General features: G+C 68.2%; 20 protein-coding genes and 1 pseudogene. 7 read left to right on the top strand and 14 right to left on the bottom strand.

Features of this window, described 5'->3' with window-relative positions; all coding sequences use genetic code 11:
• Positions 1-120: 120 nt before the first annotated feature.
• Positions 121-1,683, bottom strand: a complete 1,563-nt coding sequence (locus tag ACT6SE_RS05760) for a serine hydrolase (RefSeq protein WP_041863194.1) — start codon at positions 1,681-1,683, stop codon at positions 121-123.
• A gap of 110 nt (positions 1,684-1,793) precedes the next feature.
• Between ACT6SE_RS05760 and ACT6SE_RS05755 the strand changes: the two genes are divergently transcribed.
• Both ACT6SE_RS05755 and ACT6SE_RS05750 read left to right on the top strand, forming a co-directional pair.
• Positions 1,794-2,237: a VOC family protein gene (locus tag ACT6SE_RS05755; RefSeq protein WP_014646472.1), complete on the top strand. Its 444-nt coding sequence runs from the start codon at positions 1,794-1,796 to the stop codon at positions 2,235-2,237.
• The gene (locus tag ACT6SE_RS05750) at positions 2,234-3,109 is read left to right on the top strand and encodes a DUF72 domain-containing protein (RefSeq protein ID WP_032956808.1); all 876 of its coding nucleotides are present in this window, start codon (positions 2,234-2,236) and stop codon (positions 3,107-3,109) included. Before ACT6SE_RS05755 ends, ACT6SE_RS05750 begins: the two co-directional genes overlap by 4 nt.
• Here the strand turns inward: ACT6SE_RS05750 and ACT6SE_RS05745 are convergent.
• The gene (locus ACT6SE_RS05745) at positions 3,030-3,644 is read right to left on the bottom strand and encodes a Pr6Pr family membrane protein (protein WP_032956806.1); all 615 of its coding nucleotides are present in this window, start codon (positions 3,642-3,644) and stop codon (positions 3,030-3,032) included. The two genes, ACT6SE_RS05750 and ACT6SE_RS05745, sit on opposite strands and share 80 nt — an antisense overlap.
• 79 nt (positions 3,645-3,723) lie before the next feature.
• Here ACT6SE_RS05745 and ACT6SE_RS05740 point away from each other — a divergent pair, with 79 nt between their 5' ends.
• The gene (locus ACT6SE_RS05740; RefSeq protein ID WP_014646470.1) at positions 3,724-4,671 is read left to right on the top strand and encodes a DMT family transporter; all 948 of its coding nucleotides are present in this window, start codon (positions 3,724-3,726) and stop codon (positions 4,669-4,671) included.
• 30 nt (positions 4,672-4,701) lie between these two features.
• Here ACT6SE_RS05740 and ACT6SE_RS05735 read toward each other — a convergent pair whose 3' ends face one another.
• The 6 genes and pseudogenes from ACT6SE_RS05735 to ACT6SE_RS05710 all read right to left on the bottom strand — a co-directional run bounded on the left by ACT6SE_RS05735 (position 4,702) and on the right by ACT6SE_RS05710 (position 14,303).
• Positions 4,702-5,862 carry an AAA family ATPase gene (locus ACT6SE_RS05735; protein ID WP_444811113.1) on the bottom strand — a complete coding sequence of 387 codons (1,161 nt, stop codon included), beginning with the start codon at positions 5,860-5,862 and terminating at the stop codon, positions 4,702-4,704.
• Between the two features lie 142 nt (positions 5,863-6,004).
• Positions 6,005-7,075 (bottom strand): sensor domain-containing diguanylate cyclase, encoded by a 1,071-nt coding sequence (locus tag ACT6SE_RS05730; protein WP_014646468.1) that lies wholly within the window; start codon positions 7,073-7,075, stop codon positions 6,005-6,007.
• A gap of 117 nt (positions 7,076-7,192) precedes the next feature.
• Positions 7,193-7,915: a pseudouridine synthase gene (locus ACT6SE_RS05725; RefSeq protein ID WP_014646467.1), complete on the bottom strand. Its 723-nt coding sequence runs from the start codon at positions 7,913-7,915 to the stop codon at positions 7,193-7,195.
• 34 nt (positions 7,916-7,949) lie between these two features.
• On the bottom strand, positions 7,950-9,614 hold the full coding sequence (locus ACT6SE_RS05720; protein WP_088375491.1) for a sensor domain-containing diguanylate cyclase: 1,665 nt from the start codon (positions 9,612-9,614) through the stop codon (positions 7,950-7,952).
• Positions 9,615-9,723: 109 nt separating this feature from the next.
• Positions 9,724-12,147: pseudogene (locus ACT6SE_RS05715) on the bottom strand (putative bifunctional diguanylate cyclase/phosphodiesterase).
• Positions 12,148-12,365: 218 nt separating this feature from the next.
• Positions 12,366-14,303 (bottom strand): DEAD/DEAH box helicase, encoded by a 1,938-nt coding sequence (locus ACT6SE_RS05710; protein ID WP_046429684.1) that lies wholly within the window; start codon positions 14,301-14,303, stop codon positions 12,366-12,368.
• 266 nt (positions 14,304-14,569) lie between these two features.
• Between ACT6SE_RS05710 and ACT6SE_RS05705 the strand changes: the two genes are divergently transcribed.
• Positions 14,570-14,791, top strand: coding sequence for an RNA-binding S4 domain-containing protein (locus ACT6SE_RS05705; protein WP_014036469.1), 222 nt, complete (start codon positions 14,570-14,572; stop codon positions 14,789-14,791).
• An 11-nt stretch (positions 14,792-14,802) separates the two neighbouring features.
• Here ACT6SE_RS05705 and ubiM read toward each other — a convergent pair whose 3' ends face one another.
• The 4 genes from ubiM to ACT6SE_RS05685 all read right to left on the bottom strand — a co-directional run bounded on the left by ubiM (position 14,803) and on the right by ACT6SE_RS05685 (position 18,229).
• Entirely contained in the window at positions 14,803-15,981 is a 1,179-nt protein-coding gene (gene ubiM, locus ACT6SE_RS05700) for a 5-demethoxyubiquinol-8 5-hydroxylase UbiM (protein ID WP_014646462.1), read from the bottom strand.
• Between the two features lie 79 nt (positions 15,982-16,060).
• Positions 16,061-16,450, bottom strand: a complete 390-nt coding sequence (locus ACT6SE_RS05695; protein WP_046429692.1) for an MAPEG family protein — start codon at positions 16,448-16,450, stop codon at positions 16,061-16,063.
• Positions 16,451-16,461: 11 nt separating this feature from the next.
• Entirely contained in the window at positions 16,462-17,007 is a 546-nt protein-coding gene (locus ACT6SE_RS05690; protein WP_046429681.1) for a DUF4019 domain-containing protein, read from the bottom strand.
• A gap of 58 nt (positions 17,008-17,065) precedes the next feature.
• Positions 17,066-18,229 carry a hypothetical protein gene (locus ACT6SE_RS05685; RefSeq protein WP_046429680.1) on the bottom strand — a complete coding sequence of 388 codons (1,164 nt, stop codon included), beginning with the start codon at positions 18,227-18,229 and terminating at the stop codon, positions 17,066-17,068.
• A 470-nt stretch (positions 18,230-18,699) separates the two neighbouring features.
• On the opposite strand from ACT6SE_RS05685, the gene ACT6SE_RS05680 reads away from it, so the two are divergent.
• From ACT6SE_RS05680 to ACT6SE_RS05670, 3 genes are all read left to right on the top strand, one after another.
• Positions 18,700-20,178 (top strand): DNA-3-methyladenine glycosylase 2 family protein, encoded by a 1,479-nt coding sequence (locus ACT6SE_RS05680; RefSeq protein WP_046429677.1) that lies wholly within the window; start codon positions 18,700-18,702, stop codon positions 20,176-20,178.
• A complete protein-coding gene (locus ACT6SE_RS05675) occupies positions 20,175-20,666 on the top strand; it encodes a methylated-DNA--[protein]-cysteine S-methyltransferase (RefSeq protein ID WP_014646457.1) in 492 nt (163 codons plus the stop codon). The genes ACT6SE_RS05680 and ACT6SE_RS05675 overlap by 4 nt, the downstream gene beginning before the upstream one ends.
• Positions 20,667-20,770: 104 nt before the next feature.
• On the top strand, positions 20,771-22,021 hold the full coding sequence (locus ACT6SE_RS05670) for an alkaline phosphatase family protein (protein WP_046429675.1): 1,251 nt from the start codon (positions 20,771-20,773) through the stop codon (positions 22,019-22,021).
• 130 nt (positions 22,022-22,151) lie between these two features.
• Here the strand turns inward: ACT6SE_RS05670 and ACT6SE_RS05665 are convergent, their stop codons facing one another.
• Together ACT6SE_RS05665 and ACT6SE_RS05660 are read right to left on the bottom strand one after the other, a co-directional pair.
• Positions 22,152-22,331, bottom strand: a complete 180-nt coding sequence (locus ACT6SE_RS05665) for a 30S ribosomal protein THX (protein WP_004150462.1) — start codon at positions 22,329-22,331, stop codon at positions 22,152-22,154.
• 110 nt (positions 22,332-22,441) lie between these two features.
• Entirely contained in the window at positions 22,442-22,855 is a 414-nt protein-coding gene (locus ACT6SE_RS05660) for a MerC domain-containing protein (protein ID WP_008264835.1), read from the bottom strand.
• Positions 22,856-22,925 lie beyond the last annotated feature (70 nt).

The raw sequence follows: 22,925 nt of genomic DNA, 5'->3' as shown, positions 1-22,925 counted from the left end.
CACGCCGGATGTGTACGCCAGCCGATGATCGCCGCCGCTCCGGTAGTGCCGGCCGCTGGCCGGCACCCTCGCGGCATTTCGGAAGATCATGAGGTTGCCGGCCAGCGGCCGGCACTACCTTCATTCGTTGACCGGGGTGAACAGCAGGTCCTGGAAATCGAAGCTGAAATCGGTCAGGTCGGAGATCGACTGCATGCGCACCTCGCGCACCTTGCCGTCCGGGTCCAGGCTGAAGTTCACGAACGCATCGGCGTTGAGCGAGCGGTCATCCCAGCGCACGATGAAGGTGTCGTGCTGCCAGTGCTCCAGGCGGCCGCTCAGCTGCGCGGTCTTCATGAAGCGCAGGCGCAGGCCCTTGCCTGCGGCACTGACCTGCATGTCGCCATACCAGCGGTCGCGGAACGTGCCGGTGTAGCCGGCCAGCGGCAGCGACGGCCTGCTGCCCTTGTCGCGCGCGCTCTGATGCTTGGCCCAGGCCTCGTCGGCCTTGTCCTGGCCCTTGGCCACGGCCTTGGCATAGGCGTCCACCCAGTCGTGCTTGTCGCCGCCCAGATAGGCATCAAGCACGCTCAGGGTGATCGCGTTGAACGCCGCGCCCACTTCCTGGTTGGTCAGCACCACCACGCCCAGCTTCTCGCCCGGCACCAGGGTCAAGCGCGAGACCATGCCCGGCCAGCCACCGGTGTGCCAGACCAGTTTCCGGCCGCGATAGTCACTCAGGCTCCAGCCTTCGCCATAGCCGGCAAAGTTGGCCCGTGCCGGTGCCAGCTCCGGCACGCTCGGCGCCGGGATCGACTGCGGGGTGATCATCCGCCACATCTGCTGCTGGCTCTTTTCGCTGAACAGCGCAGTGCCGTCGGCCAGCTTGCCTTCGGCCAGCTGCACCTGCATCCAGCGCGCCATGTCGTGCGCACTGGAATAAATGCCACCGGCGCCGGCATTGTTCGACCAGGTCAGCGGTGCGACGGTGCGCAGGTCCTTGAAATCGTACTTGGCGTGGCCGACCGCCGCCGTGTCACCTGGCTTCAGGTGGTCGGCGTTGTAGCGCGTGCCGGCCATGCCCACCTTGTCGAAGATGCGGGTCTGCAGGAACTGCTGGTAGCTCACGCCCGAGACGTGCTCGATCACCTGCTGGGCGACCGCGTACAGGATGTTGTCGTAGGCATAGCTTTCGCGGAAGCCGCCCTTCAGCGGCACCTTGCCCAGCCGCTGCACCACTTCGGCGTTGCTGTAGGACGTGGTTGGCCAGAACAGCAGGTCACCGGCGCCCAGGCTCAGGCCGCTGCGATGCGACAGCAGGTCGCGGATCGTCATCTGCCCGGTCACGAACGGGTCGGACATGCGGAACGACGGCAGGTGGTCGATCACCTTGTCGTCCATCTTCAACTTGCCCTCTTCCGCCAGCAGGTTCAGCGAGGTGGCCGTGAACGCCTTGGTGTTGGACGCAATGGCAAACAGCGTATCGGCCTGCACCGGTTCCGGCTTGCCCTGCTCGCGCACGCCCCAGCCGCGCTCCAGCACCACCTCGCCATCCTTGACCACCGCTACGGCAATGCCGGGCACGTCGAACTGCGCGCGCACGCGCTCGACGGTCGCATCCAGGTCCTGCAGCGGCGGCGGGGTCGCCGCGCTCGCCATGGTCGTGCACGCCAGCAGCACGGCTCCTCCGATCCAGGGTTTCATCCAGCACGATCTCCGAACAGGGGTGGCGGCCATGTGCAGGCCGTCACCGGGGTTTCGCGGGATGGTAACGTCCGGCGGCGCATCCTGCCCTGTGCCATAGGAGGGGTGTCATGGGCGAGAACGGCCAACCCAGCAGCGGCTCCACGATCATTCCGTGCCTGCGCTATCGCGACGCGCAGGCCGCCATCGACTGGCTGCAGCGCGCCTTCGGCTTCCATGCCCAGGCCGTCTACGCCGATGGCGATACGGTCTTCCATGCGCAGCTCACCTTCGGCAGCGGCATGATCATGCTGGGCTCGGCCAGCAACCAGAGTGCGTGGAGCAAACACGCTGCCCTGCCTGACGAGGTCGGCGGACGTCAGACCCAGAGCGCCTGCGTGATCGTCACCGATGCCGATGCGCACTACGCGCGGGCCAAGGCCGCCGGTGCCCGCATCGTCATCGACATCGCCGACCAGGACTATGGCGGACGCGGCTACGCCTGCGCCGACCCGGAAGGCTACCTGTGGTGGTTCGGCAGCTACGACCCGTGGCGCACGGACCACGGCCAGTGACCACGGCCGGCCGGCAGGCAGAGATCCGCTGCGGCATCGGCGGCTGGGTGTTTCCCGAATGGCGCGGCGGTGTGTTCTATCCAGCAGGCCTGCCGCAGCGGGAGGAACTGGCCCACGCCAGCCGCGCCCTGCGCTGCATCGAGATCAACGGCACGTTCTACCGCACGCCGACTGCGGCCCAGTGCGCGCAATGGGCTGCGCAGACACCCGACGGTTTCCGCTTCTCGATGAAGGCGCCGCGCTACCTGGTGCAGCGACGCGACCTGTCCAGCACCGTGGAAGCGGCCACACCGTTTCTGCAGGCGGCACTGGCGCTCGGTGACCGGCTCGGCCCATTGCTGTGGCAGTTCGATCCGCGCCACCCGGCCGACGCCGATGCACTGGAGGCGCTGATGGCACAGCTGCCTAAGCAGCTGGACGGGGTGCCGCTGCAGCATGCGCTGGAGGTCCGCAACGCCGAGGCACATGGCCCGGCACTGGTCGACGCCGCCCGCCGCCATGGCGTGGCGCTGGTGATCGAGGACAGCGACGAGGCGCCATTGCACGGTGATGTCAGTGCCGGCTTCGTCTATGCGCGGATCAAGCGCAGCCAGGCCCGCTTGAACGAGGGCCTGCCGGCGCCCGTGCAGCAACGCTGGGCCGAACGCGCACGCCGCTGGTCACGCGGTGAACCCGTGGATGACCTGCCCTGCCTGGCCGGGCCCGCTGCGGAGGCCCCGCGCGAGGTCTACCTGCTGTGCATCGGCGCAGGCAAAGCACGCAACCCGGCGGCAGCGATGGCCCTGCAGCGCCTCATCGACAGCGCCAGCGGTCCAGCCCCCACAGCAGGGTCCACCCCACCACGAACACGCTCGCAACGCGCAGCACGTTGAGCAGGAACGCCGCCAGCCCCAGGCGTTGCAGTTCGAGGAACGGATACGGCGCCTGTCCTGTCACTTCGGCCACCAGCATCGCCCAGCCCAGGTACACCAGCGGTACCAGCAGCACCCCGCCCAGTGCGCGCCAGCGCAGCGCGCCATGCGGCAGCAGCCACCACCACCCCAGCAGGTACAGCGCCGGCACAGCGTAGTGCAGGCCGGCATCGACCCACCATTGCAGCCCGGTGGGTTGCCACAGCCCCTGCAACGCCAGCACGTAGATGCACGCGGTCACCCCGATGCACAACGCGATCGCCGCGGCGACAGTCGCGTTCAGCACACCCGCACGGATCAGCCGGACGCATCCCAGGCACACCGCCAGGTTGCTGAGAATCGTGAAGTAACCAACGAAGCGCAGCGTCGCCATGCCGACCCCGGCAGCCGCCCCGGGGCCATGCAGCAGCAACAGGTATTGCAGCAGCAACGAGGTGGCCGCCATCAGTGCAGTCAGCGCTGCCCATGCACGCTGGGCGGAACGGTTGGCAGCCATTGCGGGGTTCCCCTGGCGAGTTTCCGCGAGCATGCCACAGGCATCGCCGGCGGCCGTGCGATTGCCGCACAATAGGCGGATGAGCACACCCGACACCCGCAAAGCGTTGTGGCAGATTCACTTCTGTGTCCTGCTGTGGGGCGTCACCGCCATCCTCGGCAAGCTGATCACCCTGCCCGCACTGCCGCTGGTGTGGTGGCGCATGCTGCTGGTGACGGCGATGCTGGCGCTGCTGCCGCGGGTCTGGCGTGGACTGCGTACGCTGCCAGTGCGGCTGGTGGCCGGTTATGCCGGCATCGGCGCCCTGGTCGCCCTGCACTGGCTGACGTTCTACGGTGCGGTAAAGCTGGCCAATGCGTCGGTGGCCGCCACCTGCATCGCGCTGGCGCCGGTGTTCACCTCGATCATCGAACCGTGGGTGGCCAAGCGGCCATTCCAGCTGCGTGAACTGGCGTTCGGCCTGGCGGTGCTGCCGGGTGTCGCGCTGGTGGTCGGTGGCGTGCCCGACGGCATGCGCCTGGGTGTGCTGATCGGCGCGATCTCGGCGCTGCTGGTGGCAGTGTTCGGCTCGCTCAACAAGCGCATGGTCAGCCACGCCGATCCGCTCACGGTCACCGCGCTGGAGCTAGGTGCGGGCACCCTCACCCTGACCCTGCTGGCGCCGCTGATGCCCTACCTGCTGCCTGCGCTGGCCAGCCCGTTGTGGGTGGTCCCGGACCTGCACGACGGCATCCTGCTGCTGGTGCTGGCCGGGTTCTGCACGCTGCTGCCGTTTGCCCTGGCCCTGGTCGCACTGCGCCACCTGAGCGCCTACACGGTGCAGCTGGTGACCAACCTGGAGCCGGTCTATGCGGTGGTGCTGGCGGTGGTGCTGCTGCGCGAGCAGCACGAAGTCACCCCGTGGTTCTACCTCGGCGTGGCGATCATCGTAGGCGCCGTGTTCCTGCATCCGCTGCTGAACCGCCGCAAGCCGGTGCAGCATCCGGAGATTCTTGGCACGGCCGAGGCGCGCAACATCGCCGATTGAGTGCATCCACGCATGGCGTGGATGGCCGCATCAACGCTGCGGCCAATGCCAGGCCGGCGCATCCAGCAGGCCCTGCCCGCTCAACAGCGTGCGGCCCTGTTCCTTGTACAGATGCAGCGAATGGCACCCTGGCGCCTGTTCCAGCGCCGCGATCAGCCGGCTGGCGTGCGACACCACCCATACCTGGCTGCGCGCACTGGCTGCGATGATCAGCCGCGCCAGCGCCGGCAGCAGGTCCGGATGCAGGCTGGTCTCCGGCTCGTTGAGCACCAGCAGCGGCGGTGGACGCGGCGTGTGCAGCGCAGCGGCCAGCAGCAGGAAGCGCAGCGTGCCGTCGGACAGTTCGGCCATCGACAAGGGCCGCAGCTGCCCAGGCTGGTGGAAACGCAGCGCCAAGCGTCCATCCAGCTCCTCGAAGCCGACCGTGGCGCCCGGGAACGCATCGTCGACGCTGCGTGCCAACGCCACCGGGTCACCGATCTCGAGGATGGTGACCCAGGCCGCCGCCAGATCCCGGCCGTCGTGATGCAGCACCGGCGTGCGCGTGGCCATCGCCGGTTGCCGCGCCGGGGCATCGGCATCACTGCGGAAATGATCGTAGAAGCGCCAACGCCGGATGTACTCGCGAAGGGCGATGGTTTCCGGCAGGCGCTGCGGATCGCCGACCTGGGTGAACAGGCTGTCGAACAGCGACAACCGGTCATCCACGAGATCCCAGCCGCGCGCATGGCGCTGCCGCACCATCGCCCCGCGACGATCGACCAGCAGGTTGGCGCTGCGCAGGAACGGGCCGGCCCAGATCGCCTCGGCCTTGATCTGCGGGTCCAGTGCGAAGGCCGATCGACTGGGCGGCGGGTAGCCCAGGCCGATGGCGTAGCCGAATTCGTCAGTGGCGAAGCCCAGCTTCAATCCCACCGATTCCTGGCGTGGGCCGCCCTGCAGGGGGATTTCGCCGGCAGCAACCCGACGGTCCATCTTTTCCGGACCCGCCCACAGCGCCGAGCCCAGCCCGCCTTCGCGGGCCAGCACCGCCGCGACGCCGCCCTGCGCGGTCTCTGCCAGCAGGCGCAGGGCACGGTACAGGCTGGACTTGCCACTGCCGTTGTCACCGGTCACCACATTCAACTGCTGCAACGGCAGTACGAGCCCGTGCAGCGAACGATAGTGGGCGATGGCCAGGGTCTGCAGCATGGTCGGCGTCCGGGGAACCAGGGGATCATGCTGCCCGGTTCTGATCGCAGGAGCTGCGACGCGATGTGAATCGGTGACAGCATCCACGCGTCGCGTTGATCTACTGGAGCGGCATCCGTTTACCGCGCGGGTGGCAGATGCTTCAGCCGGCCACTTCCACCCGGTTGCGGCCATTGCCCTTGGCCCGGTACAGCGCCTTGTCGGCACGTGCCAGCGTGTCATCCACGCTTTCACCGGGCTGGTGCTGGGCCACTCCAATACTGATCGTGACCGGGAATCCCAGCGGCAGATCAGCCACGGCCAGGCGCAGGAACTCGCACTGCAGTTCGGCGGTGCGCAGGTCGGTAGCCGGCATCACCGCCACGAATTCCTCGCCGCCATAGCGCGCGGCCATGCCGCGACCGGCGAAATGCGAACGCAGCAGCACGCCCAGTTCGGCCAGCACGCGGTCACCGGTGGCGTGACCCTGGAAATCATTGATGTGCTTGAAATGGTCGATGTCCAGCAGCGCGACGCAGGCCACCCCGGGCTGGTCTCCGTTCACCGCCACCGCCTCTTCCAGCGCTGCCGCCATCGCACGGCGGTTCGGCAGGCCGGTCAACGCGTCGGTGCGGCTCTGTTCGGCCAGGTCGGCATTCTGCGCGAGCAGTACGTCCTGGTACTCAGACAGCAGTCGCTCGTAGTCATCGCGCTCCAGCATGTGTTTCTGGATGTCGAGCGCGAAGCGGCGCAGTTCCATCACCAGCATCACCTGCCGCGACAGCGCCGCCAGCGCTTCAGCCTTGTCGCTGGCCAGGTGCTGTGGCTGCGCATCGAATACGCACAGCGTGCCCAGCGGCAGGCCATCGGAGCTGATCAGCGGCGCGCCCGCATAGAAGCGGATGTGCGGATCGCCCACCACCACCGGATTGTCGTGGAAGCGGATGTCCTGCAGCGCGTCCTCGACCACCATGACCTGCTGCGGTTGCAGGATCGCGTGGCCGCACATCGATTCGCTGCGCAGGTTTTCTGCCGCATCGATGCCCTGGATCGACTTGAACCATTGCCGCTCGACGTCGATCAGGGTCACCGCCGCCATCGAGGTGCCGCAGACCGCCTTGGCGATCACCACCAGGTCGTCGAAGGATTTTTCACGCTCCGAATCGAGGATACGGTAGCGGTACAGCGCCTCAAGCCGAAGGGCTTCATTGGCAGGCTTGTCGGGCTTGATCATGCAGCGTCACGTTCCGGCAGGTCACCGCGAAGTCTAGCTGATGTAGAGCCGAGCCCATGCTCGGCTGCACCCGGACAAAAGAGCAGCCGAGCACGGGCTCGGCTCTACAGAAGCCGTTTACCAGTCCAGCTGCCTCGGCAGCAGGCCCTGCAGCTCCTGCTCGGTCAGGTTGCGCCACTGGCCCGGCTTCAGCGCACCGATCTTGATGTTGTCGATGCGCACGCGACGCAACTGGGTCACCCGATAGCCGAACTCGGCCGCCATCAGGCGGATCTGTCGGTTCAGGCCCTGCTGCAGGGTGATGCGGAAACCGAACTTGGCGATGCGCGAGGTCTTGCACGGCAGCGTCATCTGGTCGTGGATGCGAACGCCACGGGCCATGCCACGCAGGAACTCGTCGGTGACCGGCTTGTTCACCGCCACCAGGTACTCCTTCTGGTGGCCATTCTCGGCGCGCAGGATCTGGTTGACGATGTCGCCGTTGCTGGTCATCAGGATCAGGCCTTCGGACTCCTTGTCCAGGCGGCCGATCGGGAAGATGCGCTGTTCATGGCCGACGAAGTCGACGATGTTGCCCTTGACCGAGGTCTCGGTCGTGCAGGTGACGCCGACCGGCTTGTTCAGCGCGATGTAGACATGGCGGCGGGCACCGGGCTTGCGGGCCACGCGCGCGCGCAGCGGCTGGCCGTCGACCAGCACCTGGTCTTCCTCGCCCACCACCGCGCCGGTGCCGGCCGGATGGCCGTTGACGGTGACCCGGCGGGCGGCGATCAGGCGATCGGCCTCGCGGCGGGAGCAGAAGCCGGTGTCGGCGATATGTTTGTTGAGTCGGGTGGTCATCGCCCTATTATCCGGCATCCCCGCCCGCTGCGCTTCATGCCGGGGGCGGCGGATCGAGTTCTTCGCCGTCGAATACCCGGTTGCGGCCGGCACGCTTGGCCACGTACATGGCGTGGTCGGCCCGGCGCAGCAGCGCGGCGAGATCATCCTCGCCCGGCCGCCACTGCGCCAGGCCGATGCTGGCGGTGACCTCCAGACCGGGCACCTGCAGCGCCCGGGCCGCCTCGGTGAGGTGCTGGCGCAGGCGATCCAGGCGCGCCGATGCCGCCTCGCGCGGCATGCCCGGCATCAGCAGCAAGAACTCTTCGCCACCCATCCGCACCACCTGGTCCTGGCTGCGGACCGCGGCACGCAATGCACGTGCCACCGCCACCAGTACCTGGTCACCCACGGCGTGGCCATGGCGGTCATTGATGTCCTTGAACAGGTCGATATCGAGGAAACCGATCACCAGCGGGCCGCGCTCGCGATCGACCCGTTCCAGGTGCCGTGCCAGCTGCTGCAGCCCGGCACGGCGGTTGGGCAGCCCGGTCAGGCCATCGGTCTCGGCCAGCTGGCGAAGTTCATCGCGCTGCTGGCGCAGGCGGCCCAGCCGCTGGTTCAGCGCATAGGCAGCCATCATCAGCAGCCAGGTCACCGACAGTTGCAGTGCCTCCACGCGGTACTCCAGCAACCACGCAGCGCGGCAGGCGTCGGCCAGGATCAACACCAGCATCGGTGCCAGCGCCGCCAACCCCGCCTGCGCCCAGCGGTCGCCGCGCAGCCATGCCCACACCCCGGCCATCAATGCCAGGCCGCAGCCCAGCAGGTAGGACACCTGCAGGCCCTGCGCCACCCAGACCAGGCTGTCCCGCTGCAGCCAGGGCACCCACGCGGCCAGCGCCAGCAATCCCCACAGCGCCAGCAACTGCACCGGGCGCGATCGCGGCAGCAGGCGGTCGCCGCCGTTCAGTCGCCACAACGCGGGCAGCACCAGCGCCTGGGATGCAGCGGTCAACGACAGCAGCCACCACGCGCTGCGCTCACCCACCGGCAGCCATGGCTCGGGGTAGCCGCTCAGCCCTCCGAGAATGGCCTGCCACAGCACCAGCACGGTGGTACCGGCGATGTAGACCAGGAAACTGCGGTCGCGGGTGGTAAGGAAGGCCATCAGGGCCGACAACGCCAGTGCGATTGCCACGGCGATGCAGGCCGCGCGCACCAGCAGGCGGGCGGTATCGTTCTGCTGCACGGGACTGGGCGCGCCCAGCCGCAGGGTCGGTACCCAGCGCGCCTTCAGCGGCGTCTGCCATGATACCAGGAACGGTTCATGGCTGCCCGCCGGCGGCACCGCGACCAGGCCGATGCCTGCGCGGAACCGGGAATCACGGGTACGGGCATCGTGCATGTTGCCGCAGATTTCGCGATCCCCATGCTGCACGCGGACTTCGCCCGCGAACACATTGAACACGTCCAGTGCCTGCGGCTGGCCCGACCAGCCGCCCGCTGGCGCGGACACCTGCACGTGTTGCCGTGGCCCCGCCAGCATCTCCGGCGTGCATGCGCGATGCGGGGTGGGTTCATCGGTCGCCGCACCGACCAGCAGGTAGTCACGCCCGGCTTCGGCTACGGCCGCCGACAGCGGCCACGGCATTGCCAACCACACCAGCAGCACGACCAGCACCGCTCCCGTTCCGTACTGCCCCTGCCTGCCGCCCACGCCACGTCCTGTTCCTGCTTACGCCCGCGCCCACTGCGCGTCGCCCCTGCCGGGCATTATCGCAGCCGCGGCTGCAGCCCACGTGTAGACCAAAGTCGCCGACGGGCGTTCAGCCAGCGGCGGGCGGACCTTTCACCGCCACCAGGCGCACCGGCCGCAGGTCGGCCAGGGTCATCCGCTCCAGCGGTTGCGGCCGCTCGACCGCATAACCCTGCAGGCCCTGCACCCCAAGCCGGGTCAGCGCGGCGGCGACGTCGGCAGTCTCCACCCATTCGGCCACCACCTCCATCTGCAGCTCGCGCCCCAGTTCACTGATCGCGCGCACGGTGGCATGGCTGACCGGATCGATATCCATGTCGCGCACGAAGGCCCCGTCGATTTTCAGGATGTCGGCCGGCAGCTGGCGCAGGTAGCCGAACGAGGACAGCCCGGAACCGAAATCGTCCAGCGCCATCCGGCAGCCACGCGCCTTCACTGCATCGATGAAGGCACGCGCCTGGCTGAGGTTGCTGATCGCAGCGGTCTCGGTGATCTCGAAGCACAGCTTGGAGGCCAGCGCGCGGTTGCGCTCCAGCAGGTCGCAGACGAAGGCGAGGAAGCCGGGCTCGGCGATCGACTGCGCCGAAACGTTGACATTGCACAGGCCCAGCTGCCGCACGTGTGCCGGGCACACCTGCAGGTGCCGGAACAGCAGGCCAAGCACGTGCCGGTCCAGCGCCACGGCCATGCCATAGCGCTCCACCGCCGGCATGAACTGGCCCGGCAGGTGCAGGCTGCCATCGCTGCCACGCATGCGCACCAGTACCTCGTAGTGCAGGTAGGAGGGATCGCCGACGCGGGCGATGCGCTGCGCATACAACACCATGCGGTTTTCGGCCATGGCCAGGCTGACGCCCTGCAGCCGCTCGGCTTCCTGGCGCCGTTCCTCCAGCGCCATGCGGTTCTCGTTGAAGCAGTGCACGCGGTTGCGGCCGGCCTGCTTGGCCGCATAGCACGCGCTGTCGGCGGCGCTCATCAGCCAGTTCACATCCGGCGCATCGGCGCTGACCTCGACCACGCCGATGCTGCAGCTCAGCTGCGGGCTGCCTTCGCTGACCGGGAACGTCGCCTGCCCCAGGTTGCGGATTACCCGCTGCAGCACGCGCTTGGCCTCGTCCTGCCCGGCATGGGCCAGGAACACGGCGAACTCGTCCGCGCCCAGCCGGCCCACCCAGTCGCCATCGCGCACCGCCGCCACCAGTTAGTCGGCGAAGCTGCGCAGCATCTGGTCGCCAGCGGCGTGACCGAAGCTGTCGTTGACCAGCTTGAAATGGTCCAGGTTGATGTAGCACAGCGCGTGCGTGCCACCTTCGCTGCGCACCTGCAGCAGCGCGCGTTCCAGCAGCCGTTCGATCTCGCGGCGATTGATCAGGCCGGTCAGCGGGTCGTGGCTGGCGTGGTGCTCGATCTCGCGCGCCAGTGCATGGTTCTGACTGACGTCTTCGATGATGGCGAACACCGACAGGCCACCGCCGGTGCTGCGCACGCCGGTGCCGCTCCAGCGGCCCCAGACAAGGCTGCCATCGCGACGGCGGAAGCGCAGTTCGCTCGGGCGCAGCTGGCGGTCCCAATCGATGCGGCCCACCCCATCGATCACCAGCTCGCCGTCCATCAGCAGGTCGCCCAGCGACAGCTGCAGCAGCATGTCACGACGATGGTCGAGGATATCGGCCATCGCCTGGTTGGCCTCGATCACCTTGCCTTCGGCATCGAGCTTGAGCATGCCGACGTTGGCCTGGTAGAACGCCGCGCGGAAACGGCTCTCGTGTTCGGTCAGGTCCTTGCCGACGCGGCGCGCCAGGGCGACCGCCATCAGGCTGATCGCCAGCACCGACAGGCCCGCCACCATCAACGTGGCCAGCCTCACCAGCGTCGCCATCCGCAGCAGCGCCTGCGAGAACGCCTGGCTCTGCACCTTCATCCGCTGGTCCAGGTCACGCAGCTGCTGCAGGTAGCGGTCGCGTGCGGCAACGGGCACCAGGTTGCCGTCGTGCCGCAGCTGCAGTTCATCGATCAGTCGCTGCAGCGCCATCAGGTCGCCATCGGTCTGCCGCCACAACGCGCTCGCTTCGCGGAATGCACCGATGTCGCGCGCGTAGCGGAACGAGAACACCAGGCGTGGGATGTCGGCACGCGCATTGCCGCCCTGCAGGAAGCCCTGCCTGGCCTTCTCCTCGTCCGGTTCGGCCTGTTCCAGCGCCAGTCGCGCCTGCAGATCGCCCAACGGCACCTGCAGGGCCTGGCGTGCGTCGTCCAGGTCCTCGGCATCGCCACGCGCCAGGTAGCGACTGAGTGCGGCAGTGGCATCCTGCTGGCCACGCGACCAGTAGCCCTGGCCGGCGATCCAGGCAGTAGAGGCCGCCTGCAGTTCCTGGATCAGGGCGGACAGTGCGACCAGTCCGATCGCCATGCCGGTCAACAGCGCAAATCGCAGTCCCAGCCCCCGGGTCATCGGCACCCGCCGGCTGTGTTGGTCCGTGCCACTCCTACCCATCCCGGATCCCCCTGAATGTGCTGCGGTGACAACCTCCTTAGGAACCGGCTCAGCCTAGGACCGGCAATGTGTGGGCCATGCGAAAAAGGGGACGGAGGAGATTAAGTCGTTCTTGGCACAGGCGCATGACCAGCCAGATACGACTTAATCCCCTCCGTCCCCTTTTTCTGTCCGCCAGCCCGGGGGCTGGCGGTGGTCTGGACGGCTGCGGGTGCGGCTTAGAAGCTGCGCGGGCCGCGCGGCTTGAAGCCGTCACGACGCGGCGGGCGACTGTCGCGGTCACCGCCGCGGTCGCCGCCATGGCCGCCCGGGCCGCCACGACGCGGGCCACCCGGACCGCCCGGGCCACGCTTGTCGAAGCGCGGCTTGAACGGGCGCGGGGCCGGGTTGGTGTCTTCACCCGGAGCCAGCGCACGCATCTGCAGCTGCTGGCCGGACACCCAGACCTTCTGCAGGTGCGACAGCACGTCCGGCGGCATCTGTGCCGGCAGGTCCAGCAGCGAGAAGTCGTCGTGGATGTCGATGCGGCCGATGAAGCGGCTTTCCAGGCCGGCTTCGTTGGCAATGGCGCCGACGATGTTGGCCGGCTTCACGCCATGCTGGTGACCGACCGAAATACGGTAGGTCTCCATGCCCTGCTCCGGTGCACCACGCGGCGGAACCTCACGGCGCGGACGCTGTTCAAAACCACCTTCGGCGTCGTCACGGCGCGGGCCACGCTCGAAGCGCGGACCCCGTTCGTTGCGGTCGAAGCGATCACCACGTTCCGGGCGGTCACCACGGTCGAAGCGCTCGCGCGGTGCGCGCTCTTCGCGCGGGGCACGCACCGGCGGCTGCAGCAGGAACGGGGTATCGCCCTGCAGCAGCTTGGCCAGCGCGGCAGCGATCTCGATGGCCGGCACGTTCTGCTCGTTCTCGAAGCGCTCCAGCAGCTGGCGGTAGAAGTCCAGGCCACCGGCGCCGAGGGTTTCGCTGATGCGCGAGGTGAACTTGTTGATGCGGGTGTCGTTGACCGCTTCCACGCTCGGCAGCTGCATCTCTTCGATCGGCTGGCGGGTGGCGCGCTCGATCTGGCGCAGCATGCCCTTCTCGCGCGGGGTGGCGAACAGGATCGCCTCGCCGCTGCGGCCGGCACGACCGGTACGGCCGATGCGGTGCACGTAGCTTTCGGTGTCGTACGGGATGTCGTAGTTCAGCACGTGGCTGATGCGCTCCACGTCCAGGCCGCGCGCGGCCACGTCGGTGGCGACCAGGATGTCCAGCTTGCCTTCCTTCAGCATGGCGATGGTCCGCTCACGCTGGGCCTGCTGCATGTCACCGTTGATGGCGGCAGCGGCCAGGCCACGCGCCTGCAGCTTGCTGGCCAGTTCTTCGGTGCCGGCCTTGGTCCGCGCGAAGATGATCATCGCGTCGAACGGCTCGACTTCCAGGATGCGGGTCAGCGCGTCCAGCTTGTGCATGCCGCTCACCCACCAGTAACGCTGGCGGATGTTGGCCGACGTAGTGGTCTTGGCCGCGATGGTCACTTCCACCGGGTCCTGCAGGTAGGTCTGCGCGATGCGGCGGATCTGCGGCGGCATGGTGGCCGAGAACAGGGCCACCTGGCGCTGCTCCGGCAGCTTCTTCAGCACCGCTTCGACGTCGTCGATGAAGCCCATGCGCAGCATTTCATCGGCTTCGTCCAGCACCAGCGTCTTCAGCTCGGACAGGTCCAGGGTGCTGCGGTCCAGGTGATCGATCACGCGGCCGGGGGTACCGACCACGATATGCACGCCGCGGCGCAGGGCCGACAGCTGCTGGCCGTAGGGCTGGCCGCCGTACACCGGCAGCACGCGGAAGCCGGGGATCTTCGACGAATAGGACTGGAACGCCTCGGCAACCTGGATGGCCAGTTCGCGGGTCGGCGCCAGGATCAGGGCCTGGGGCTTGATCTGCTGCAGGTCGATGTTGGACAGTACCGGCAGTGCAAAGGCAGCGGTCTTGCCGGTACCGGTCTGGGCCTGGCCCAGCACGTCGCGGCCTTCCAGCATCGCCGGGATGGTGGCGGCCTGGATCGGCGACGGGGTTTCGTAGCCGATGGCGGTGACGGCCTGCATCACGGGCTCGGACAGGCCGAGCTGCGCAAACTGCAGCGGCGCTTGGGAATCTTGGGACATGGGGAACTCCGAAGGCACTGCCGTCTTCCTGGCAGTGCGATAAAAAAGGTGATGGTCCGCGCTTTGGGCGCCCTTCTTATCGCGTGCCCTGGCGCTGCTCGGTCGGAGGAGATTTCACTCGCTCAGAGCGGAATGATACCGCATTGATGCTGAACGAGGCATACAGCTTTCCTCACAGATGCCGTCGGGCCCGTGCTGGCGCACAATACGCGCCCTCTTCCCGGCCCGGCCGCTGGCCTGCGCCCTCTTCCCAGGAACCCCGCTCCATGCAGATTCTCGAATTCGACCTCGACGGTGACTACGTCGAACTCAAGCAGCTGCTCAAGCTGGCCGATCTGGTCACCAGTGGCGGCGAGGCCAAGATGGTCATCAGCGAGGGCCAGGTACGGGTCGACGGCGAAGTGGAACTGCGCAAGGCCTGCAAGATCCGCGCAGGCCAGGTGGTCGAATTCGCCGACAGCCAGATCCGGGTGCTGGCTGCAGGCTGATCTGAAGCTGTTCAGGCCACGCGCTGGGTCAGGTGCGAGGCAATCAGCTGCCTGAACGGTGCCACGCCCTGCGCCAGGCGCAGGCCGGCCGCACGCAGCAGGCGCGCCGGGCGACGGTCGTCGGTGTACAGGCTGGCGATCGCATTGGTGGCCTCGTACAGCGGCCGCGACGCCAGCCGATGACCACGCTGGTAGCTGGCCAGCATGCCGGCGGCGGCAATGTCGGCACCACGGCGCTGCTGCGCGACGATGCCCTGCGCCAACCGCTGTGCGCTGGCCAGGCCCAGGTTGAAGCCATGCGCGGTGACCGGATGCATGCCCACCGCGGCATCACCGATCAGCGCAGAACGCTCGCCGACGAAGCGATCCGCGTACACACCCACCAGCGGATACGCCTGCGGCGTGGCCACCGGCTGCATCCGGCCCAGGCGGTGTTCGAAGCAGGCACTGATGGCCTCACCGAAGGCTACCTCGTCCATCGCCAGCAGCGCCTCGATCTGCCGCGGCGGCAGCGTGATCACCGCCGACGCCTGGCCCTCGTTGAGCGGCAGCAGCGCCATCGTGCGGCCGTAGCCGAACCACTCCCAGGCGGTGTGGTGATGGTCGCGCTCGACCTGCATGCGGCACACCAGCATCGACTTGCCGAAGTCGCGCATCTGCGCACCGATGCCGAGCATGCGGCGGGTGGCGGAGAAGCGGCTGTCAGCGGCCACCAGCAGCCGCGCATGCAGTTGGCTGCCGTCATCGAGTTTGACCACGTGGCCCTGCGCATCGGCCTGCACGCCCAGCACCTTGCGCCCGTCGAACAGCTCCAGGCCGTCCTGGCCCTGCACGGCATCCCACGCGGCGCGACGGATCAGATGGTTGGGTACCAGCCAGCCCAGCGGCTGGCCGTCGACCTGGCTGCTGGCGAAGGTCAGCGCGAACGGCGAGCCGCCGTTCATCACCCTGGCATCGCGCAGATCAGCAATTTCAGCGTGCGGCAGGCGCTGCCACAGCCCCAGCTGCTCCATGCTCTGCCGCGAGGCATGGGTCAACGCGATCTCACGGCCATCAAAGGCGGCCTCGGCCAGCGCCTGGCGCGGCTGCACTTCGACCAGCCCGACCTGCAGGCCATTGCCCGCCAGCGCACGCGCGAAACACAAGCCCGCCGGTCCGGCGCCGACCACCACCACGTCCAACCTGCGCATGCGCGCCTCCTGCCGTTGATCCAGTCCGCGCCAGCATAGCGCCGCGCGCCTGAGCGGCCTTGATCTGGATCAGGCCGACTTACAGAAGTGCGAACACCAGCGCCAGGATCGACAACAGCGACACCAGCCACACCAGGCTGCGCACGTAGGGCACGCCCGCGGCATACAGCGGCAGATAGACCACGCGCGCCCAGAAGTAGGCCTGCGCGGCCAGCGCCGTGGTGTCGTTGCCGCGCCCGGCCACGACCACTGCGATGGCGGCGGCGGCGAAGAACGGGAAGGTCTCCAGGAAGTTGGCCTGCGCACGCTGCAGGCGACCGGCCAGCGGGCTGAGCGGCTTTGCATCGCCATCGCGTGCCGAAGCATTCCACTTCATCCCGCGCTCGCGGGTGACCACCGTGGAGGTGGCGAAGATGTACACGAAGCCCAGCAGTACCGACCAGGCCAGCATCGTCAGTTCAGTTGCCATCATTCACCTCCTCAGGGTGCCGACGCGCGCAGGCTGTAACCGGCCAGGCGCCACACCTGGTCCTCGTCGAAACGGAACGAGACCAGCTCGCGCACCGGCTGTGCGCTGTTGGCGAAACGGGTCGGGAAGCTGACGTTGATGTACAGCCCTTCCGGCACTGCTGCACCGGCGCTGTACTTGACGCGGGTGATGGTCGGCTGGCCACGCCCGGCCAGCGCACCCAGGCGCGTACGCTCGGCGGCCAACTGGCTGACGAAAGCGGCCTTCGGCACCGCACGACGCGCGACGGCCGAAGCGCCATCCCACAATTCGCCGGCGCGGTTGGCGTCGACCAGCTGCGCTGCCTTCACTGCGGCGGCGCCCATTTCCGCGTCCTGTTTCTGCACCTGCGCCTGTTGAGCAGCGGTCAACGCAGGGGAACCGGCGGTAGCGGGCTTCGCAGCTGCCGGCGAGGCTGGTGCCGGGCGTGCCGGGGCCGGCGCAGGCGTGGCCGGCGCAGGGGCCTGCGCCAACACGGTCAGGGGCAGCAGGGACAGCAGCAGGAGCACGCGCTTCATGGACACCGCCGGTTTTCTGGAGAGAACCGCAGTCTACGCCAGCGCGGTGACTACGCCGTCAGCGTGCCGGAGCGTTGCCCTCCACCGCTGCCGCATCAGCTTGCGCGGCGGGCGCGGCGGTGTTCGCTGGCGGCTGCTCGGCCACCGGCGGCGGCTCCGACGGTGCCGGTGGCAGCGTCGCCACATCGATCTCCGACAGCGGGCTTTCGTCCGGGCATACCGCATCCGGGAAACCGAAGCGCTGCTTCAGGGCCTGGCCGCAGCTGTTGATCGATTCCATGTCGGCGCCGTCGCGCTTGCACTGCTGGTCGAAGGCGATCAGGAACGCGTCCTTGCGCTGCACGAAGTCATCGCCGCAGGCGCGCATCTGCTTGATCCGTTCCAGATCGTCCTGCACCGCGTTGGTGCCATCCAGGCCGTACTGGCGCAGCTCATCCGGCGTCAGCAGGCGCAGGCTGCGATTGGGCACGGTCATCATCAGATCGGCCACGCCCACCGCCACGCCATTGCGCTGCAGGTAATCCTTCACGTTGTCGTAGACTTCGTGCAGCTCGCGGTTGAGCTCGGCGCGCGAGGTGGCCTTGGAGCTGATCCGCATCATGCGGTGGATGCCGACCTTGCCCGACAGCAGGCGGTTGTCACCGGCGGCCAGCACGAACACGCAGGCACTGTGGCAGATGGAGCCTTCGCGCACCCAGATCGTCCAGCCCGATTCACCGATGCTGTCACCGGCCACGATCGCCGACTCCACCTGGCCACCACTGGAGTCCAGGTCGAGGATGCGCTTGTGGATCTTCAGTTCGTCAGCGACCACCGCCAACCGCCACATCATCTCGGCAAAGCCCGGATTGATCTTGCCGGCGTAACGCACGCGCATCAGGCCACGTTCGGCGCACGACGCCAGGGCCTGGGTGATCTGCTCGCGCCGCAGCCCTTCCAGTTCGGTACCGTCGCCGGCATCGCCCGCATATTCCGTGCTGCAACTGACCCACGCACGCCCATTTTCCAACTGCGCCTGCGGCCACGGCCGACCCGCCTGGCTGCGCGGTGGTGCCGGTGCCGGTGGCGCGTCGGCGGCATTGATCGAAACCATGTTCTCGCCATCACTGGCCGGCGCCCGCGCTGCCTTGTCGGCAGCGGTCACGTTGCCCGGATTCTCCAGCTGACTGCAGCCCGCCAGGGCCAGGCACAACAGGGGCAACCAGCGGAATTTGGCGGACATCGGGCAACCGGGATTCATGGGACCAAGAGCCACAGTCTACCCGTCCAGGCCGCGCATTCAGCGCGTGGCACTGAACCCCTTCTGACCCTTGGGAAAGCGTGTCGACCAAGGTAGACACCTACCAACGGCCTCAGGAACCTGTCGAAGGCGTGGCGGGTCCGGTGGCAGGGGTGCGAGCGGCATGGATGCCGCGACCAAGTCCCCAGGGGTGAGGGCGCTTTGCTTGCGAAGCACTGCTTCGCAAGCGCCCGAACGCACAGCCGCCAGCGGCTGGGCCGGTCTGGGGGTTCACGGCGTCCCCTGCCACCGGACCCACCACGCCATCCCACAGGAATCCCGCTTCTGCTGTTGCTGTTGCCGGCCAGCGGCCGGCACTACCGCGGGTCCGGGCGCAGCCCGGCGTGACCCCCTTCAGCATCCATGTCCGAATGTGGCGAGTATCCCCGCCCGCACCCGCCTAGACTGCCGCCATGGACACCGCCCTCGCCCTCGACACCGCCGCCTGCGACCGCGCCCGCCTGGCCCGCGACGCACGTTTCGACGGCGTGTTCTTCACCGCCGTGCGCAGCACCGGCATCTATTGCCGCCCGGTCTGCCCCGCACCGCCCCCGAAGCCGCGCAACATCACCTACTACCCGACCGCCGCTGCCGCCGCCGCCGCCGGCTATCGCCCGTGCCTGCGCTGCCGCCCGGAGCTGGCACCACAGGCCCAGCAGGCACTGGCCGGGCAGACCGTACGGCGCGCCCTGGCCCTGATCCACGGCGGCTTCCTGCAGGAGCAGCCGGTGGCCGATCTTGCTACGAAGCTCGGCCTCAGCGCGCGCCAGCTGCAGCGCCTGTTCGTCGAACGCCTGGGCGCGACGCCCGGGCAGATCCACGCCACCCATCGCCTGCTGCTGGCCAAGCAACTGCTGACCGAGACCACGCTGGCGGTGACCGACGTCGCACTGGCCGCCGGATACAACAGCCTGCGCCGCTTCAATACCGCATTCCTGCAGGGCTGCGGCATGGCCCCCACCGCACTGCGCCGCCAGCATCAACCGCTGGCCGCCGACGATGGCGGCCTGGTGCTGCGCCTGGGCTACCGTCCACCGCTGGACTTCCCGCGCATGCTGGCGTTCCTGCGCAAGCGCAGCCTGCCCGGCATCGAACTGATTGGCGAGGACAGCTACCAGCGCGTGCTGGGCACGCCGGAGCGCCCCACCCTGCTGCGCGTCACTGCCGACCCGAAGCGCCCGGAGCTGCGCCTGCAGCTGGGTGCGGTGGATCCGCGCCTGATCCCGGACATCGTGCGCCGCGTGCGTCGCGTGTTTGATCTGGATGCCGACCTGCAGCAGGTGCACGCCGCATTGGGTGAGGAACCCTTGCTGGCGCGCGGCATCGCCGAGCGCCCGGGGCTGCGCGTGCCCGGCGGCTGGGATGGCTTCGAAGTGGGCGTGCGCGCCGTGCTCGGCCAGCAGGTTACTGTTGCCGCCGCCACCACCTTCGCGCGGCGGCTGGTCGATGCCTATGGCGCGCACCTGCCGGGCATGTCGTCCGACTTTGATCGCCAGTTCCCGGCACCCGAGGTATTGGCCGAGGCGCCTCTGGAATCAATCGGCCTGCCGCGCAGCCGCGCCGCGACCGTGCGTGCACTGGCCACCGCCTGCGCCAGCGGCCAGCTCGACTTCGGGCCCGGCCAGGCGCTGGAAGAGTTTGTTGCCCGCTGCGTGGCACTGCCCGGCATCGGCCCATGGACCGCGCAGTACATCGCTTTGCGTGGCCTCGGCCAGCCCGATGCCTTCCCGGCCGGCGATCTTGTACTGCAGCAGGTCCTCGGCCACGCGCAGGGCCAGCGCCTGAGCGAACGCGCAACCGAAGCGCGCTCGCAACCGTGGCGTCCCTGGCGCGCCTACGCCGTGCTGCACCTGTGGCACCTGTCCGGCACATTCGTTGGAGAACCGACATGACACTGTTGTTCGATCGTTTCGACAGCCCGATCGGCGTGTTGACCATCGCCGGCGACGAGCGTGGCCTGTCACACGTGCTGTTCCCGGAGAACCGCCACCCCGCGCGCGGGCGTGATGACTGGCTTTACGCACCGGATGCCTTGCCGGAAGCACGCGAGCAGCTGCTGCAGTTCCTGCACGGCGAGCGCAACAGCTTCGACCTTGTGCTGGCGCCGCGTGGTACGCCGTTCCAGCTGCGCGTGTGGCAGGCGCTGGCGCTGATTCCGTTCGGCCAGACCTGGAGCTACCTGCAACTGGCGCAACACCTGGGACAGCCCAGCGCGACCCGCGCGGTGGGCGCGGCCAACGGGCGCAACCCGTTGCCGATCATCCTGCCCTGCCACCGCGTGATCGGCAGCAACGGCGCGCTGACCGGCTTCGGTGGCGGCCTGGAAACCAAGGCGGCGCTGCTGCGGCTGGAACAACGCCAGGCCCCGCTGTTCGCCTGAACATCGGGGTCAGATCCCTTTTCCCGTGGAAAAGGGATCTGACCCCGGGCGATCCTGGCGCGCCGTGTCTTGGGCCGGTAATTGCACCGGCTTATCATGCACGGATGACTTCCGTACGCCTGACCTGTTCGCTGGCGCTGCTGCTGCCATTGGCTGCCTGCACCACTGCGCCTGCCCCTACCGCCTCCGTTCCCACGTCCGTCGCATCGGCCGCACCGCCGAAGCTGCTGCTGATCTCCATCGACGGCCTGCGCGCCGATGCGCTGGACCGCGGGCTGACCCCGAACCTGCAGCGGATGATCGACGGCGGCGTGCGCGCCCGCTGGATGACACCGTCCTATCCTTCCCTGACGTTTCCCAACCACTACACCATCGTCACCGGCCTGCGCCCGGACCACCATGGCATCGTCAACAACAGCATGGACGATGAAGCGCTGGGCCGTTTCGAGCTGAGCAACCGCGAGGCCGTCACCACCAGTGCCTGGTGGGGCGGTGAGCCGATCTGGGTCGGCGCCGAGAACGCCGGCGTGCGCACCGCCACGACGTCGTGGCCGGGCAGTGAATCGGAAATCCGTGGTGTGCGCCCCAGCCAGTGGCGGATCTACGACGGCAAGGAACCGCTGGAGCAGCGTGCCGGTATCGTGCTCGACTGGCTGGCACAGACCGACGCCGATGCCCCGCGACTGACCACGCTGTACATGGAGCACGTGGACAAGGCCGGGCACAACTACGGCCCCGGGTCGAAGCAGTACGCCGACGCCATCGCACGCGCCGACCTGATCGTCGGGCAGGTGCTCGACGGCCTGCAGCAGCGCGGCCTGGCCGCCACCACCAATGTGATCGTGGTGTCCGACCACGGCATGGCCAGCGTCGCCGACGGCCACGTGATCGCCACCGAATCGATGGCCGACCCGTCCATCGCGCGCAACGTCAGCCAGGGCCAGTCGGTGGGCTTCGCGCCAGTGGCCGGTCGTGAGGCTGAGGCCGAACGCGCCCTGCTCGGCCGCCATGCGCACTACGAGTGCTGGAAGAAGGAGAACCTGCCGGCGCGCTGGCACTACGGCACGCATCCGCGGGTTCCGGCCATCGTCTGTGCGATGGATGAAGGCTGGGATGCGCTGCACCGCGAGAAGATCGCCAAGCGCGCGAAGCAGGACCGTGGCTCGCACGGCTACGACAACGCCCTGCCCTCCATGCGCGCAGTGTTCGTGGCCAGCGGCCCCTCGTTCCGCCAGGGCCTGGTGATCGACGGCTTCGACAATGTCGACGTCTACCCGCTGCTGGCCCACCTGCTGCAGGTGCCGGCCGCGCCGAACGATGGCAATCCGGAAACGCTGAAGCAGACCCTGCGCTGAATTCCCTGTAGAGCGAGCCCATGCTCGGCTGCATTACGCCAGCCGCACATGGGCTCGGCCCTGCAGGAACGTGCATAAAAAAACGCGGCGCCAGGCGCCGCGTTTTCCTTGGACCGGTCGGTCGGCCTGATCAGGCCTTGGCGACGGCCTTCTTCGCCACGGCCTTCTTCGCCGGAGCCTTGGCCACGGTCTTCTTGGCAACCGGGGCGGCGGCGCCTACGGCGACCTTGCTCGCGGTGTGCGAACGGGCGTTGCCGTAGCTGGCGTTGTAGCGCTTGCCCTTGGCGGTCTTGCGGTCACCCTTACCCATGTCTTCAACTCCTCAAGTGTGAAATCTGGTTACCCCGTACTGACACGGGTTCGGCGGGGCCGCCTTGCTGGGCGCCCCCGCGCACGATCGGAAATCCTATCACGGCGTGCCTAGTGCGCGCAGCTTGCGTCGTGCACGTGGCCGTGGTTGAGGCGCAGGTTGACCAGGTGGGCAACGCCCACCAGCAGGCCGCCGATGGTCATCACCACCGCATGCGGCACCGCATTGTGGTGCAGCGGGTCGTACAGCACGCCGGCCCACAGCGCGACCAGGCCGGGGATCAGGAAGCCGAGCGCACGCAGCGCACCGTGGCGGCGATAGCCCCAGACCAGGCTGAACAGCCCGAGCAGGGTCACGAACACCACCAGCGCCTGTTCCACGCCATCGCTCAGCCAGAACGACAGGCCCAGCGACGGCGCCGCCGCCAGCAGCACGGGGATCACCGCGCAATGCACTGCGCACAGCATCGAACCAGTGGCACCGAAACGGTCGAGCAGGTGGCGCAGGCGTGAGGACAGGGACATGACTTCCAGCAGGGTCGGCGAATCGTTATGGAATAATATAACATCCCTCTCCGAACCGCACGGTTTCCCC

Source organism: Stenotrophomonas sp. LC732, from assembly GCF_052446685.1.
GTDB classification, from domain to species: domain Bacteria; phylum Pseudomonadota; class Gammaproteobacteria; order Xanthomonadales; family Xanthomonadaceae; genus Stenotrophomonas; species Stenotrophomonas muris.
Note: the sequence above shows the minus strand (reverse complement) of the source record. Positions and strands in the feature narration are given on the sequence as shown.